Origin of the sequence: Phaeodactylibacter sp., from assembly GCF_022763345.1 — a bacterium.
In the GTDB taxonomy this organism is placed as follows: domain Bacteria; phylum Bacteroidota; class Bacteroidia; order Chitinophagales; family Saprospiraceae; genus Phaeodactylibacter.
This window is the reverse complement of sequence record NZ_JALEGS010000065.1, coordinates 1-15,315: the sequence shown is the minus strand read 5'-3', so window position 1 is coordinate 15,315 and position 15,315 is coordinate 1. Positions and strand designations below refer to the sequence as shown.

At 49.4% G+C, this 15,315-nt stretch carries 11 protein-coding genes; 5 read left to right on the top strand and 6 right to left on the bottom strand.

What is annotated here, in order from left to right; translation table 11 throughout:
* Positions 1–28: 28 nt before the first annotated feature.
* Positions 29–2,125, bottom strand: a complete 2,097-nt coding sequence (gene rpsA, locus MRY86_RS17815; protein WP_293566191.1) for a 30S ribosomal protein S1 — start codon at positions 2,123–2,125, stop codon at positions 29–31.
* 315 nt (positions 2,126–2,440) lie between these two features.
* Between rpsA and MRY86_RS17810 the strand changes: the two genes are divergently transcribed.
* Positions 2,441–4,111 carry an AMP-binding protein gene (locus MRY86_RS17810; RefSeq protein ID WP_293566190.1) on the top strand — a complete coding sequence of 557 codons (1,671 nt, stop codon included), beginning with the start codon at positions 2,441–2,443 and terminating at the stop codon, positions 4,109–4,111.
* A 65-nt stretch (positions 4,112–4,176) separates the two neighbouring features.
* Positions 4,177–4,599 (top strand): RidA family protein, encoded by a 423-nt coding sequence (locus MRY86_RS17805; RefSeq protein WP_293566189.1) that lies wholly within the window; start codon positions 4,177–4,179, stop codon positions 4,597–4,599.
* Here the strand turns inward: MRY86_RS17805 and MRY86_RS17800 are convergent.
* A complete protein-coding gene (locus MRY86_RS17800; protein WP_293566188.1) occupies positions 4,596–5,666 on the bottom strand; it encodes a D-alanine--D-alanine ligase family protein in 1,071 nt (356 codons plus the stop codon). The genes MRY86_RS17805 and MRY86_RS17800 overlap by 4 nt on opposite strands.
* Before the next feature lie 100 nt (positions 5,667–5,766).
* Between MRY86_RS17800 and MRY86_RS17795 the strand changes: the two genes are divergently transcribed.
* The 3 genes from MRY86_RS17795 to MRY86_RS17785 all read left to right on the top strand — a co-directional run bounded on the left by MRY86_RS17795 (position 5,767) and on the right by MRY86_RS17785 (position 10,078).
* A complete protein-coding gene (locus tag MRY86_RS17795) occupies positions 5,767–7,998 on the top strand; it encodes a DUF4838 domain-containing protein (RefSeq protein ID WP_293566187.1) in 2,232 nt (743 codons plus the stop codon).
* Between the two features lie 256 nt (positions 7,999–8,254).
* Entirely contained in the window at positions 8,255–8,866 is a 612-nt protein-coding gene (locus MRY86_RS17790) for a hypothetical protein (RefSeq protein WP_293566186.1), read from the top strand.
* Between the two features lie 3 nt (positions 8,867–8,869).
* Positions 8,870–10,078, top strand: coding sequence for an NAD(P)/FAD-dependent oxidoreductase (locus MRY86_RS17785; RefSeq protein WP_293566185.1), 1,209 nt, complete (start codon positions 8,870–8,872; stop codon positions 10,076–10,078).
* Positions 10,079–10,482: 404 nt separating this feature from the next.
* On the opposite strand, the gene MRY86_RS17780 is transcribed toward MRY86_RS17785, so the two are convergent.
* From MRY86_RS17780 to MRY86_RS17765, 4 genes are all read right to left on the bottom strand, one after another.
* Positions 10,483–11,514 carry a RimK family alpha-L-glutamate ligase gene (locus tag MRY86_RS17780; RefSeq protein ID WP_293566184.1) on the bottom strand — a complete coding sequence of 344 codons (1,032 nt, stop codon included), beginning with the start codon at positions 11,512–11,514 and terminating at the stop codon, positions 10,483–10,485.
* A gap of 474 nt (positions 11,515–11,988) precedes the next feature.
* A complete protein-coding gene (locus MRY86_RS17775) occupies positions 11,989–12,207 on the bottom strand; it encodes a hypothetical protein (RefSeq protein ID WP_293566183.1) in 219 nt (72 codons plus the stop codon).
* A gap of 356 nt (positions 12,208–12,563) precedes the next feature.
* On the bottom strand, positions 12,564–14,999 hold the full coding sequence (locus MRY86_RS17770; protein ID WP_293566182.1) for a primase-helicase family protein: 2,436 nt from the start codon (positions 14,997–14,999) through the stop codon (positions 12,564–12,566).
* 134 nt (positions 15,000–15,133) lie between these two features.
* The coding region (locus MRY86_RS17765) for a hypothetical protein (protein ID WP_293566180.1) at positions 15,134–15,315 on the bottom strand (182 nt) is incomplete at its 5' end.

Sequence of the window (15,315 nt, the reverse complement as noted above, 5' to 3'; positions counted from 1 at the left end):
TGCTTAAGCGTTAAATGACCGCTTTTACTTACTTGTCATCATCGCTCTTATTGTCGGTATCGTCATTGTCCTCAAGCTGATCTTTCAGCTGGCTGAACACGTCGAGGTCGCCCAGTGTGGATTTCTCAACGGTAGACTGCTGCTTCTTAACGGCCTGACGAGTCTGCTTGCGCTCTTCCTGCTTCTCTTTGCGTACTTCATCCTTCGCTTCGCGGCGGATGTCATCAAGGTAGCGCATGTGAGAAACCAGAATACGCTTGTCATCACGGTTGAACTCAATCACCTTTACGGTCAGTGTTTCGTCTACCTCAGCAAGCTGACCATCCTCTTTACGGATGTGCTTGATGGGGGCGAAAGCTTCCAGGCCGTATGGCATCTGCACAATCGCTCCACGGTCGTCGCGGCGGACGATGGTGCCTTCGTGGTAAGAGCCTACCGGGAATACATTCTCGAACGTATCCCATGGGTTCTCTTCCAGCTGTTTGTGGCCGAGTGAGAGTTTACGGTTGTCCTTATCGATTTCGAGGATCATGATGTCGATGTTCTCGCCCACTTTTGTAAACTCAGATGGGTGAGAGAATCGCTTGGTCCAGGAAAGGTCAGAAATATGGATCATACCACCAATGCCTTCCTCAAGCTCGACGAATACGCCATAAGGGGTGAGGTTTTTCACTTCACCAGTGTGGCGGCTGCCCTCGGGGAAGTTATTTTCAATCTCGCTCCAGGGATCCTTAGACAATTGCTTGATAGAAAGGGACATCTTGCGGTCTTCCCGGTCAATGGTCACAATCTTGGCATCATACTCCTGGTTGAGCTTGAAGTACTCGCGGGCATTGATCGGCTGATTGCTCCAGCTTACCTCAGATACGTGGATCAGGCCTTCTACGCCCGGCTGAATTTCAAGGAATGCACCGTAGTCTTCGATGTTAACGATTTTACCTTTGACAGTAGAACCTTCTTTAACTTCTTCAGTGAGCACTGACCAAGGATGCGGCTGCAGCTGCTTCAGACCCAGGGAAATCCGCTTCTTGTTCTCGTCAAAGTCGAGCACCACCACGTTGATTTTCTGGTTGAGCGACAGCACCTCGCTTGGGTGGCTGATGCGGCCCCAGGAAATATCCGTGATGTACAGCAGGCCGTCTACGCCACCAAGGTCGAGGAACGCACCGAAGTCGGTGATGTTCTTCACGAGGCCTTCGAGTACCTGACCTTTTTCGAGGCTGGCAATGATGGCTTCACGCTGCTCGGCGAGATCGCTCTCGATGAGTGCTTTGTGAGAAACCACCGCGTTTTTGATCTGCTCGTTGATCTTAACCACTTTGAATTCCATGGTCTTGCCAACGTATGAATCGTAATCGATGATTGGCTTGATGTCAATCTGAGAACCAGGAAGGAAGGTTTCCAAACCACTGCAGTCCACGATAAGACCACCTTTGGTTTTGCTGATGACGGTGCCTTTGATGACAGTGCCGTTTTCGTAGGAGTCTACGATGTCCTCCCATGCACGCAGCAGCTTAGCTTTGCGGCGGGATAGAACCAGCTGTCCACGGGCATCCTCCTGCTGTTCTACGTATACGTCGATTTGGTCGCCGGGGGCGAGATCTGGCGTGTCGCGGAATTCAGAGGTAGGAACGAGGCCATCAGACTTAAAGCCAATGTCCAGTACCACATCACCATCGCTGATAGCGGTTACCTTACCTTTAACGATTTCGTTTTCCAGGACAGAAGTCAGCGTTTCCTCATACTGGCTTGTCAGCTCTTTGCGCTGCTCTTCAGAATAAGCGAGGCCAGAACGGCGGTCAGCAGACCAGTCGAAGTCGTCGTGTGCAGTTTCTGCAACAACAGGCTCTTCCTCTTCTTCTTCCTCTTCTTCGTCCTCGTCTTCTTCGCTTTCGTCCTCAGCGTCTTCATCATCAGCTTCGGCTACAGGAGCAACTTCTTCTTCTGTAGTTTCTTCTTCTGTTTCAGCTGATTCTTCTGTTTCAGCTGATTCTTCTTCAGCAGCAGGAGCTGTTTCCTCCTGTGTTTCTTCTTCTTTTTTTGCAGCGGGAGTGGTCTCCTCTTGCTGCTCAGCGGGCGTTTGCTCTTGCCCTTCTTCTTTTTCGAGATCTTTGTCGTCTAGCATTGAAAGAATGCTTTTGGTTAAAAAATAGGATGAATAACGGGGTGTTTACATCTTGGAAAGACTTACCACCCCCATTAAGCGGGGCAAAGGTACTGCAATAAATCAGGAAATGAAAATAAAAAGCCTTGTAAGTTAAGAACTTATGCAAGGTAGTTTGGGAATGGAACAAACGCAGACTTTATTTGTCCTGAAAGGGAGTTGCCCATCATAAATGAGCCATTGTCTAAAAAGTGCGTACAAATTGCTTATTTTAGGCACTCCTGAAGTACAGCGATAAGCATAACCAAAACGTAAAAAACCAGAGTACAAAAAATTATGAGTGACCAAAGGCCGTGGCTGAAGAATTACCCAAGCGGTGTTCCTGCCAACATCAACCCTGATGAATATTCCACCCTTGTGGAAATGTTCGAAGATACTTTCAAAAAATTTAGCCGCCGGGTGGCCTTCTCTTGTATGGGGAAGGAGCTGTCCTTTGCAGAAATCGATAAGCATTCCAAAGCATTTGGAGCCTATCTGCACTCCCGCGGTTTGGAGCCAGGGGACAAAATCGCGCTCATGATGCCCAACCTCCTGCAGTATCCCATTGCGCTTTTCGGTGCGCTGCGGGCAGGGCTTATTGTGGTCAATACCAATCCGCTCTACACACCGAGAGAAATGCGGCATCAGTTTACGGATTCCGGAGCGAAGGCCATTGTTATTGCCGAGAACTTTGCCTCTAACCTGGAGAAAATCATTGGTGATACCAATATCACAACAGTTATCACTACGAGCATTGGAGAAATGCTGGGCTTTCCCAAAAAGCATATCGTCAACTTCGTAGTCCGAAACATCAAAAAAATGGTGCCGGCATTCGATATCCCGAATACGGTTAGTTTTTCGGATGCGCTGAAGCAGGGCAAGCGGTTTACCCTCAAGCAGCATAAGGGGAATGCCGAGGATGTCATCCTGCTACAATACACTGGCGGTACTACCGGCGTGGCTAAAGGAGCGATGCTGACCAACCGCAACCTCATTGCCAATATGCAGCAGATACGGGCCTGGATGATGCCTTTCCTCAAGGAGGGCGAAGAGGTCGCGCTCAATCCATTGCCCATGTACCACATCTTTGCCTTTTCGGTCAACTGCCTGGCTTTGATGAGCATCGGTACCACCAACGTGCTCGTGACGAATGCCCGGGACCTGCCTTCCGTTATCAAAGCTATGAAGGACTATCCGGTCACGCTCGTTACAGGGGTGAATACGCTCTTCAATGCGCTGATCAACCATAAAGATTTTAGCTCCGTAGATTTCAGCACGCTCAAGGTTACCGTTGGGGGGGGCATGGCGGTGCAGCGCTCCGTAGCAGAAGCATGGCAGAAAGTAACCGGCTGCCAGCTTTCCGAAGGCTATGGCATGACGGAATCCTCTCCTGTAGTGAGTGTGAACCCGCTCGATAATACCGGCCGTATTGGTACGATTGGCTTGCCAGTCTCCTCTACCGATGTCCGCATCGTGGATCAGCAGGGCAATGTGCTGGGCTATAATCAGCCTGGCGAGTTGCAGGTCAAGGGGCCACAGGTTATGAAAGGCTACTACAACCGCCCGGATGAGACCAATAAAACACTTGTGGATGGATGGCTTTGCACTGGTGACATCGCGGTGCTCGACGAAGATGGGTTCATGCAGATCGTAGACCGCCAAAAGGATATGATCTTGGTATCGGGCTTCAATGTATACCCGAATGAGGTGGAAGAAGTGGTGGCTTCTCATCCCAAAGTCCTGGAATGTGCGGCCGTTGGCTTACCAGATGATAAATCGGGCGAAGTGGTCAAGGTTTTTGTCGTCCGTAAAGACAACAGCCTTAAGGAAAAAGAACTGATCGAGTACTGCCGGGGCGAGCTGACCGGCTACAAAGTGCCTAAGCAGGTGGAGTTCCGCAAGGAGCTGCCTAAAACGAATGTAGGCAAGATCCTGCGGCGCGAGCTCAGGGATGAAGCAAAGAATTAATAAATACGTAGACAGCCCGGTCCGTTTCACGGCAAGGCCAGGCTGTTTTTTCTAAAGCATAAAGCATGGCTTCTGAAAAATTTGACGCAGGTAGTGCGCCCAAACCGGTAGGGCTTTATCCGCACGCCCGGCGGGTGGGCAATTTGCTGTTTTTGTCAGGGATAGGCCCCAGGGACCCGAAGACGGATGGTGTGCCGGGGTTGGAGCGGTCCTCAAGTGGCAACTACACGCGGTTTGATTTTGAAGCGCAGTGCCATTCTGTATTTCAGAATGTCCGGCGGGTGTTGGAGGACAGTGGCGCTGAATGGGAAGACTTAGTGGATGTGACGGTTTTTCTTACGGACATGAAGCGGGACTTCCACACCTACAACCGGGTGTACGCCGAGTACTTCAAAGACCATCAGCCCTGCCGTACCACCGTCGGTATTGACAGCCTGCCAACGCCTATTGCCATTGAACTGAAATGCATTGCGGTGGTGGAAGGCTAGGGCCGGAAATCTGTTTTCAGGGCTTTGCGCCTTTGGTGCCGCTGTTGGGCAAGCTCCAGCAACCGCTCGATCAGGCCTGAGTAGCTGAGCCCCGCTGCTTCCCAGAGCTGAGGGTACATGCTGATATCCGTAAATCCGGGCAGCGTGTTGACTTCGTTGACGTAAATGTCGCCTTCGGGCGTCAGGAACATATCCACGCGCGCCATCACTTCACATTCCAGTGCTTTAAAAGCGCTCAATGCAATGGCTTGAAGGCGCGGCAGCTCTTCCGGTCTGACTTCCGTGGGGATCAGCAGTTTTGCCGTGTCAGGATCTTCATACTTGGCATCAAAGGAATATTCTTCAGGGGTAATGATTTCGCCAACCTCAGTGGCTTTTGGGGTTTCATTGCCCAGGATAGCGCATTCGACCTCCCTGCCTTTAATCATTTCTTCGATCAGGACTTTTTGGTCGTAAAGTAACGCATCTGCCACCGCGTCTTCAAACTGCTCCGCCCGGCTCACTTTGTGTACGCCTACGGAAGACCCCATATTGGCAGGCTTGATAAACACCGGGCTGCCCAGTTTGGCGGTGACTTGTTCATAGGTCCATTGCCCTGCCTCTCCCCTGCGGATAACAATATCCTGCGCCACTCTGACGCCTGCCTGCCGGAGTAGCCGTTTCGCCACGTCTTTGTCCATTGATACGGCAGAGCCAAGCACATCTGGCCCTACAAATGGAAGGTCGAGGGTACGGAGTAGTCCTTGCAAAACCCCGTCCTCACCTGTAGGCCCGTGCACGATCATAAAGGCGGCATCAGGCTGGGGCGAAAGAGGCTGAAGCGTATCCAAACGGAGGAATTGCCCGGTACTTTTACCCGGAATAATGGCCAGCTCAGGCCCGGCTTCTCCAACAAAGCGCCCCAGGCTGCCTTCTTCCTGCAGCCGCCACCGCCCTGCTCTGTCAATCCCAATAAGCACAACTTGAAAACGGTCCCGGCGGATTGCGGCCAGTATGTTTTTTGCAGAACGGACAGATATTTCGTGTTCCGGGGATTGCCCCCCGCAGATAACAGCTATGGTCTTCACAGGTTGATTAATTTTAGGGTGGCAAGATAGGGTAAGCCTGCTTTTGAGCGAAAAATTGTAAGTTTATTCTTTGAGCAAGCGAAGGTTTAAATTTTTATTGATGGACAGGATAATTCGTTTTTGGTGGATCGGGCTGTGCCTGTTACCCGCTTGGTGTGGTGCGCAGGTGCAATTGGTAGAGCATGGACAGCCGAAGGGCCGTATCATTATTGATCAGAACATTGCGGCCGATTCCATGGCTGCGGTACTGTTGCAGCGGTTTATTGGTGAGATGAGTGGGGCAGAACTGCCCGTTCAGGACTTTCGAAGTGCCTCCGGAGCCCGCCCTGGTGATGTGTTGATTGGCGCATTTCAGATAGATAGCTGGAGCAATCCGCCCGCTGTGATGGACAGCCTGGTGGAAGATGGCTTTTTGATCCATACCAGAGACGGCTACTTGCGTCTGCTTAGCGGCGGTGGCAACGGTAGCGTGTACGCGGCAGTTACCTTGCTGGATGACTTTTTGGGGATGGACTACTTTGCAAAAGAGGCCTACACCTTGACGCAACAGGCGGATATCCATCTGCCTGCGATGAGCCTGGAGGACCATCCTGCCTTTACTTATCGTCAGACCTTCAGCTACGGCCTGGAAGACCCCGTCTACAAGTACTGGTTCCGTCTGGAAGCACCGGGCGAAGCCTTTGCCGGCAATCTGTGGGTACACACCTTCGACCGGCTGTTGCCTTCTGATCAGTTTGGCGAAAGCCATCCGGAGTTCTACTCCCTGATCAAGGGCCAACGGCAGCCCGGCAAGGCGAGTCAATGGTGCCTGACCAACAGCGAGGTATTGGAGCGCGTAACGCAGCAGCTGGACTCGATATTTAAGGCCCACCCGGAGCACGATATTATTTCTGTAAGCCAGAACGATGGGAACTTCACCTATTGTACCTGTGACAATTGTACGGCGATAGATGAGCGGGAAGGTAGCCCAAGCGGTACGCTCATCCACTTTGTTAATCAACTGGCGGACCGATTCCCCGACAAGACCATTTCCACGCTGGCCTACCTGTACAGCATGCATCCGCCCAGGCACCTCAAGCCCCGTTCGAATGTCAACATTATGCTGTGCAGCATAGATGCCAAGCGGGAAGTGCCCCTGACCGATAATGCCACAGGGCAGGATTTCGTGAAGGCCCTCAAAGGCTGGGCGGAGATTTCAGACAATATTTTCGTCTGGGATTACGGGATCAATTTTGATAACCTGGTGGCTCCTTTTCCCAACTTTCACATATTGCAGCCCAACATGGAGCTGTTTCACCGGCATAATGTCCGAATGCATTTTGCACAGGTTGGAGGCAAGCGGGGAGAAGACTTTTCTGAGCTGCGGGCCTATATGCTCTCGCGCCTGCTCTGGAACCCCTATCAAAATGCGGATAGCCTGATGCTGGAATTTATGGAAGGCTACTACGGGGCGGCCGCGCCTCATCTGTACCAATATCAGAAGATGCTGGAAGCAGCCCTGCTTTCTAATGATATTCCACTCTGGATTTATGATACGCCGGTCTCGCATAAAGATGGCATGTTGCGTCCCCGCCTTCGCTCCCGTTATAATAAACTTTTTGACCAGGCAGAACGGGCAATTGAAGATCACCCTGAATTGTTGCGCAGGGTGAGACGTTCCCGCCTGCCGCTGCAGTATGCTGAGCTCGAGATTGCCCGCACGATGCCTGAACGTGACCCAGTCCGCCTGAACGTTATGCTCGATACCTTTGCCGCCCGCACCGTCCGCTACGGGGTGAAGACCTTAAACGAGCGCAATAACGCCCCGGGTGACTACTGCCGGCTTTACCGGGAGCGCTACCTGCGGAAACCGGAGGGCAACCTTGCAGCAGTTGCAAAAGTTATCTGGGAAGCGCCACCCTCTCCCGGGTACCTGAAAGGCGCCGCCGAAGCCCTAACCGATGAGCTCTACGGCGGAACGACCTTTGGCGACAGCTGGATCGGCTGGGAAGGCAGGGATGGCAGCTTTGTGGTAGACTTGGGTAAAGTGCAACCGGTACAGTCCGTGGAAACCGACTTCCTGCATCAGCTCGGAGCCTGGATTTTATTGCCAAAAAGTGTCACCTATACTGTCTCAGAAGATGGGGCCGCCTATGAGGCATTTGGCAAAGAGATCTTGCCGGAAGACCGGTCCCGGGAGGTCAAGTTTGTGGGCGTAAAGTCAGAACAGCCGGCGCCCGTTTCCGCCCGCTACATCCGGGTAGAGATAGAAGGCGTGAAGGTTTGCCCTTCCTGGCACTACGGGGTGGGGTATCCCGCCTGGTTTTTTGTGGATGAGGTGGTGGTGCGCTAGCCGTTGTCGGGGACGGATTACCGGTCTGGACTCCGAAGAAAATTATGGGCAAGTATACATCAGAACCGAGAAGATTGACGAATTTTAGGTGTTCTTGCCGCAGAGGCAGCTCCTGATCCATCCGAACGGACATTAGGCAATTGGTCGTGGGGGCAAAGGGAGTTTTCTGTCCTTGGCCCAGACCAGAACCTCCTGCCTTTAAGGTGGTCAAAGCGCAAAGGCGACGAGACACGGGCAAGCATTGAGTAGGTTTGCTGTGGCAAACCACTTAATCGTCAGTATAAATGCCTTCCAGGCTACCGTCTATTATCCGGATTTTATGCAAGCGATGCACTTTTTACTATTGATGGTGCTGGCAGGCACTACGTTACAGGCACAAGAGCCGCCACCTGAACTCCACATAGGTTACTTCGCGCCTTTTGGTGCACAAATTGGAGGCAGCGTTGCTTATGCAGATGTACTGAAACGACTGGGTGGCATGCACCAATGGTGGTGGCGGGCAGAAGCAGGCTATTTTGCCCAGCCTAATGTGTCTGACGGGATGTTTTTGCACCCTGAGGTTGAGTACCGCCCCTGTCGGCCGGGGCAACACTTTTATGGCTCCTTTTCCATTGGCAGCAGCCTGGCCTACACCCTTAGCAAGCGGGAAGGCACCCTGAACCTCGCCAATGGCGATATAGAATATCGAACGGAGGGAACCTGGTTTATTATACCACGCATCAGCCTGGGTATAGAGGTAGCTCCCCGGAAGAGATTGGGCGGTTATCTTCGTGCAAGTTACGGACAGCAGCTTGGAGGCGATAACGGAAGACAGGCCTTCTTCAGTGCATCTGCAGGACTGGCATTTAGCATGCATTCAAAACCATAACCTATGACCCGTAAAGCATTCATAGAAAAAGCCCTCAAAGCTGGTATTGGGCTGCCTTTCTTTTCTTCGCTTTTACTTGAATCCTGCAACCGCTACGATTTAGATCTCCCCGACCTGCACGGAACTTTCGAAGGCAAAGTCATTATCGTTGGTGCAGGCGCTGCCGGCCTAGCTGCCGGGCACCTTCTCCAGCGGTACGATGTTGATTTTGAGATCATTGAAGCGGCTCCGGTTTGGGGCGGGAGGATGAAAAAAATAACAGACTTTGCTGATTTTCCTATCGACCTTGGTGCAGAATGGATTCATACCCACCCTGCTATCCTGTCGGATATCCTCAGCAGCCCTGATATTAATGCGGACATCGACATCATCGTCTACAGCCCGCAAACCACCCAAACCTGGAACAACGGCCGGCTCAGAGACCACAATTACATCAGCAAGTTGTATTCTGAATGGAAATTTAAGCATACTACCTGGTTTGGTTTTTTTGAAGAGTACATCGTGCCTGGTCTTGAAGACCGCATTACTCTCAATACTCCGGTTGTGGAAGTAGACTATTCCATGGGTAAAGTACAGCTCAAAACGAAGACCGGGCAGGTATTGGAAGCCGATAAAGTGCTGCTCACCGTACCCATAAAAATATTGCAAAGCGAGCATATTGCTTTTGTGCCGCCCCTGGCAGAGGCTAAGACTGACGCGATCGGGCAGGTAAGCGTTGGGGACGGGATCAAAATTTTTGTAGAATTTCAAGACTGCTTTTACCCCGATATGCTTTCCTTCGGCCCCATACTGAAAGCGTTCCGGGAAGAGGAGAAATTTGTGTATAACGCCGCATTTGGAAAAGAATCGTCTCGCCATATACTTGGCCTCTTTGCCATCAATGAAAAAGCAACAGCCTACACCCAACTCGGTACGGATGCTGCTATCATAGAACAATTCCTGGCAGAGCTCGATGAGATATTTGAAGGGCAGGCCTCCGCCAGCTATGTACAGCACATCATTCAGAACTGGTCAGCTGAGCCCTACATTCAGGGGGCCTACTCCTATGATTTTGAAGACAAGCAGTGGCGGGTAGTCGAGGCCATTCAGGAGCCGGTGGCTGACCGGTTGTTCTTCGCGGGCGAAGCGTTATCCATTGACCATCAGGCAACGGTGCATGGCGCGTGTGCGTCTGCTTTTGATACGGTGGCTCGTATGTTGAAGGAGAGCTGATGGTTTTAGATAATGAACCCTTTGCGTTAATTACATCTCTGATGCAGGGTTGAAGGGGGCAGAAATGTTTTTAGTTGTTCAGGCGTGTGTACAGATGGATCACTAAAGCGGTCAAGCTTTTGGCTGTAAATAATGTAGACATACATTGTAATAGAGAGCGTTAAATGAGAGGGAGCAGCAAATTGCTGCCTCCCTCTTGTGGTCCCACTTGGGCTTGGTTGGTACTCTGGCAATACTTTGTTTATCAGTGGTTTGTGTTGATGGGGTTTGTTTTTGTACAAGAAAATGTACAAACAATACTTCCGAATAGGGGAGTATTGGCATAAAAAAGAGGGATCACTTTAAGCAATCCCCCTCGATCAATCAATGGATAACATGAACAACTTTGCAGTAAGAATAAGCACTTACTTTTTCTTGCGCATAGCCCTTCGAGTAAGCTCACAAATGGTCTTGTCCTTAGGCATAAAAGATGCTGATTCTATAATGTTAGAATTTTGCTTAGTCTTATTGTTGTTGCCTGACTTCCGGGCAATGCGTTCGGCATAATCCACAACTTTAGAGGCGATATTTTTGCCTGTAATGGTCTCAATGCCTTTTAGGCTTGCGTTGCCATTGATTTCGATAACATAGGGCTTGTTATTGTCCTCAACGTCACGCATAATATCTACTCCAGCGCATCCCAGGCCAACAGCGGAAGCAGAATCAATGGCCATTTGCTTTTCTTCTTCGGTAAGCTCAACGGTTTCGCCGTCTTTACTGATACTGTAGTTGGATCGGAAATCTCCATCAACGGAGAAGCGGCGGTAGGCTCCTACAACTTCTCCATCCACCACCCACACACGAATATCACTTTTGCGGTCATCGTCATTGGATGTGTTAATGTATTGCTGGAGCAATACCATGATATTTTGATGTGAGAACGATTTTAGTGTAGTGCTGCCTGCCAAAGGCGTTTCCAAAATGAATACTCCATTCCCCTGGCTGCCGGTAAGGGTTTTGGCTACCGTAGGCAATCCCCCTACAGTTTCTACCAGTTTGCCAAAATCTTCAGGCTTTTTCATCACTGTGGTTAGCGGCACTCTTACCCGGCGCTTACTCAGCAATTGGATTGTTTTCCACTTGTCAGAGGCGTTTAAGAGTCCTTCAGCTGATGCCGTCGAAGGAACGCCAATATTTACCGTCCAGTGTCGGATCACAGAAGAGCCGAACTCCATTCCTGTCCCAATTCTAGGGATAATTACATCAACCTGGCTTTTAAAAATTCTGCCCTCTTTCACATAGATTTTGTCATGGCCATTGACATTAGAGGTATGGATATAAAAGTCTGAGGGTTCCAGTACAGTGACTTCATGGCCTCGCCTTTCAGCTTCTTCTTTGATTCGAGTAGTGCTGTAGTTTTCTGGACTTGAAGCGATGATTAGAATGTTATTTTTCATGTAGAATTTGATTTTTGTGATAAAGCATTTTGAACGCCTTGATAGTGCCATTTTTGAACATCAAAAATGAATGATTCTCTGATCTGATTTTTGGACAATCTATCCAGGTTCGAGCTTCAATATATGCCAGCTACTGATCTGTGAGTAGGACAAGAAAAACAGAAATGGTTTCATTGATAATCAGTTAGTTATATGGTTGAAAGGGAAAAAGGGAAATGCTTAAACATATAGTGGAGGGGCGCGCCTTTCCTTTTTTGGACAGAAATGGACGGGGGGAGCCTTAATATATGCTGAGAAACCTCCAATCATCATCCAGATAGAGAATGTCTTCACCGTCCAATCCCAAAGATTCAATCTGTCGGTGTGAAGGAATATATTGATACGGTTTGCAGTGCCTTGACTGGAGCCTTATGGGGTGCCTGTATCTGGCACAACCTACAGCGGTAAGCGCAAACCATATCCAAAGGCTCCTTACTACTTCGGGCCAGGCGGCTGCTTGCTGTCTGGTTCACTGGATGCCCTTACCTCGGCTATGTGGTCAGATACTATCTTTTGCATATAGGAGGTAAGGGTGCGCCGGTCAGCGCGGGCCAGCTCAACCAATATTGATTTAGTCTCCTGGTCAATCCGGAATCCTAAATAGTCATTGTTTACGCGTGGAAATGATGGTGTGGTGGTGTTCTTGGTTTGCATTTCTACTAATGTTTGATTCAAAGAAATTCTTCATTTTCTGGTTAAGTAAATCGACAATGCAAGCATGGAAAATTATCGTGAACTGCGTGCTCGCAAAGTTGGGTTTCATTTGTCAGGTCTCGAAAATCGCTATTACCGTCTGATTGTCAATTGTTTGCGACCTGACAGCATTTGTCAGGTCTTTTACCCTGTTCACGGAACCCCGTGGATTTTGTCAGGTACTTGTCAGGCATTTGTCAGGTACTTGTCAGGTCTTTGTCAGGTCTTTATTTTGTTGATTATCAATTAATTAAGTAGGAAAAACAATAAGACCTGACAAAAAAGCTTTAAAATAAAAAACAAGAGTTCACGATAATTTAGTCGTTCAGGAAGCGATCCCGGTGAAAAACATACGGACGGCCGTTGTATTTTTTCCAATCCAGCCACTGCCCATCTCCTTCCTCAGTTTCGTGCAATGGAGTAGTAAGAATGGGGTATTTGCCTTCCTTATTCTTTTTGCCGTCCTCCCATTTCTCAATCTTCATTTGCTCCAAAATGTCCTTCAGGCGGTTGTTTTGAAGTTTGCCTTTAAAAAACTCCTCATTGATAGCCTTCAGAGGCATGTAAATAGCCTCGTTAGGCGCTGGTTCCAATTTTGATGGATCAGTTTCGCCATCCTCTTCCTGTTTTTTGATCTTGCGCTCCCAATTGCTCCATATACTTGCATTTATGTGTTTATAGCTTTTTCCATCTTCAGTCTTTTGGTTCAATAACTCGAAAATGGCCCGCAGCTCCTCCTCCAGGTGTCGCCCATCGGATGGAGTGTTGAGTGCGACCACTTCCTCGAATAATGCCGTCCGGTAAAGGTCTGGGTGGAAGTACATCCGGTTCTCAAAGGGTGCGAGTGGTTCCCGGTTAAGGAGGTAGTCCATGAATGCCGGGATTTCATCCCGCATCTTGACAGAGAGGTTAGGGTCTTTACGCTTGGGTGGGTGGACTTGTAGCATCCAGTAGCGGTCATCCTCTTTGGTGACGTACACCATTTTTTTGTTGTTGCTATACAGTTGGAATTTGCAGTAAAAGTTTATCGGATAGCGGGCTGATCCTTTTGGGTTAATGCTCATTTTAGTCTTGGTTGACCATGCCTTCAGTTTGTCGCCATCTTCCTTTTTGTCCATCAGGGTCTCCTCGCAAATGGCTAAAATCTTACCGGCAAACTGTTCGTTGAACTCGCTCCGGAGGTCATTATCGGAAATATCCAGAACGTTGTCCCCGAACATTTCAAAAAGCAGCTCCGCAAAGGTGGATTTCCCGGTATTATTCTCCGGTGAGTACAGTATCAAAATAGGCAGGGCTTGCGTAGGCTTTTTGTACAGAATAGTGAGGTAGTCCAGACCGAGTTCCCACATTTTGTACGTCTTATTTTTGTGGGTCACTTCCTCCTCTCCGAAAATATGCTTAATGAAATTGATAATGGTCTCACAGTTCCCGGTCTCTGGATGGTAAGGTGGTGGGCTGTACTTATTGTAATTGCCGTGTACCCGTTCCTGGTAGTTGATGTTATCCGGTACACAGCAAAAGCCATCAAAAATGTCTAGTTCCGGTCTGAGGTACTTCAGGAAGCCCTCATATTTGATATTGAGAATGGTCTTGCTTCGTACAGATAGTTCCTCCTGTGTGTAAACTTCGCTTTTTCCATTCCCTGTTTTCCTGGTCTTTACTTTGGGGTTTTTCTCAAAAAAGTCATTCCCGATCAAATATATCTTATCCATGTAGGCCGGGCGCTTGATCTCCAGCTCTCTCTTTTCCTCATCAAACTGATAGGTGTCTCCCTGGAACCGGAAAATCTTAACCTTAATGATATGTTTATGGCACGCATGAAACTCCTCTGCTTTATGAAGTCTGAACGCTTCGCGTAACTTGGTAAGGGCTGATTTACTTGTAATTCCTTGCTTAAAAAAATACCTGTTGCTCCTGGAGCTAACGGTCAGGGCCTCCTCCACTAAGTCATCCAGGCATCCGGCTTGCTCTGCCGCTCTCATGGCATCGTCCAGCCCTTTAGGGTTTCCCAGGTCTTTGGCATCCACTGCATAGTAGTGAACCTTTGGACGGGTCTCCAGCTCTGGAATGTTAGCTATGAAATCCCGTAGCTTTTTGGCGGCACTATAGAACCCCGCAGGGCGCTTTGAAATATCCTCTCCAGCTGCCAGGGCCTTCTCGCTAATATTCCAGCAGTCGGCATCCATCAGCAGGACAACCTGCTCCACTTTGCACTCCCGGATCAGCTCCTCAATGTCGTGGTGTAGCCTGCCGGTCTCTCTGTCTTTGATGGTGTGCGGGCTGGTTAAGCCTACCGTGGGCATCCCTCGTTTGCTGGCATAGAACGCTTTCTTTGCTCCCTCGGTCAAAAACAACACTGGTAACTGATCTCCGGCCCGGTAAGGCTGTATGATCTCCGGAGGGAAAAATGGATAGGCTGGAAATCCTTTAGTCCCCATGTACTTAGGGCCGTCTCCCGGATCAGCATACCGGATTTGCGAGTAGTTGACCGGCTTGGGGTTCTTTTGGTCGGTGTACTGGGTGATCTGCTCTCCCCGGAGGTTCCAATAATTGATTTTCATGCCCCTGGAGTGCGGGGCGAAGATTTGTATTTTCATGGTCTGAGGTGCGGGCGGCTCGATCTCCACATTTGTCACCTCAAAGTAGTTGTTCGGGTCTTCTGGCTCGGTAAGTCCCAATTCCTGGAGTTGGTTCTGGTAGAATTGGTCTACGGTATTGTTTACCGTTTGTTTTTCCGCTATATTTGTAGACATAATTCACTGATTTTTAATAAAGCCCGCCGTAGGTTCCCACCGTCCAGCGGGCTTTTTTTATTTGCCTAATCTTATCGGGTTGCAAGTTGAAAAAACGGCGTTAAACAGAGTAGGACAGAAAATTAGCCCCTGTTTTACTGGCTTTCTCTGCCTTCGTATTCTTCAACTGCTTTCGCCTTCTTTGCCTCATGCTGTTTGTTCAGTTTGGCAATCTGATTGACTGCGGCATCTTCAATACCTCTTTCATAGGCGGCGTTTATTGTCTTCAAATGCCACAGCTCAAGCAATTCCATTAATCTGTAGGTATTCTGGAAGT

Excerpts from the sequence above, each read along its gene's own strand:
- MRY86_RS17775 (WP_293566183.1), bottom strand. The coding sequence starts at position 12,207 with ATGCAAACCAAGAACACCACCACACCATCATTTCCACGCGTAAACAAT.
- MRY86_RS17810 (WP_293566190.1), top strand. The coding sequence starts at position 2,441 with ATGAGTGACCAAAGGCCGTGGCTGAAGAATTACCCAAGCGGTGTTCCT.
- MRY86_RS17785 (WP_293566185.1), top strand. The coding sequence starts at position 8,870 with ATGACCCGTAAAGCATTCATAGAAAAAGCCCTCAAAGCTGGTATTGGG.
- rpsA (WP_293566191.1), bottom strand. The coding sequence starts at position 2,125 with ATGCTAGACGACAAAGATCTCGAAAAAGAAGAAGGGCAAGAGCAAACG.
- MRY86_RS17795 (WP_293566187.1), top strand. The coding sequence starts at position 5,767 with ATGGACAGGATAATTCGTTTTTGGTGGATCGGGCTGTGCCTGTTACCC.
- MRY86_RS17805 (WP_293566189.1), top strand. The coding sequence starts at position 4,177 with ATGGCTTCTGAAAAATTTGACGCAGGTAGTGCGCCCAAACCGGTAGGG.
- MRY86_RS17780 (WP_293566184.1), bottom strand. The coding sequence starts at position 11,514 with ATGAAAAATAACATTCTAATCATCGCTTCAAGTCCAGAAAACTACAGC.
- MRY86_RS17770 (WP_293566182.1), bottom strand. The coding sequence starts at position 14,999 with ATGTCTACAAATATAGCGGAAAAACAAACGGTAAACAATACCGTAGAC.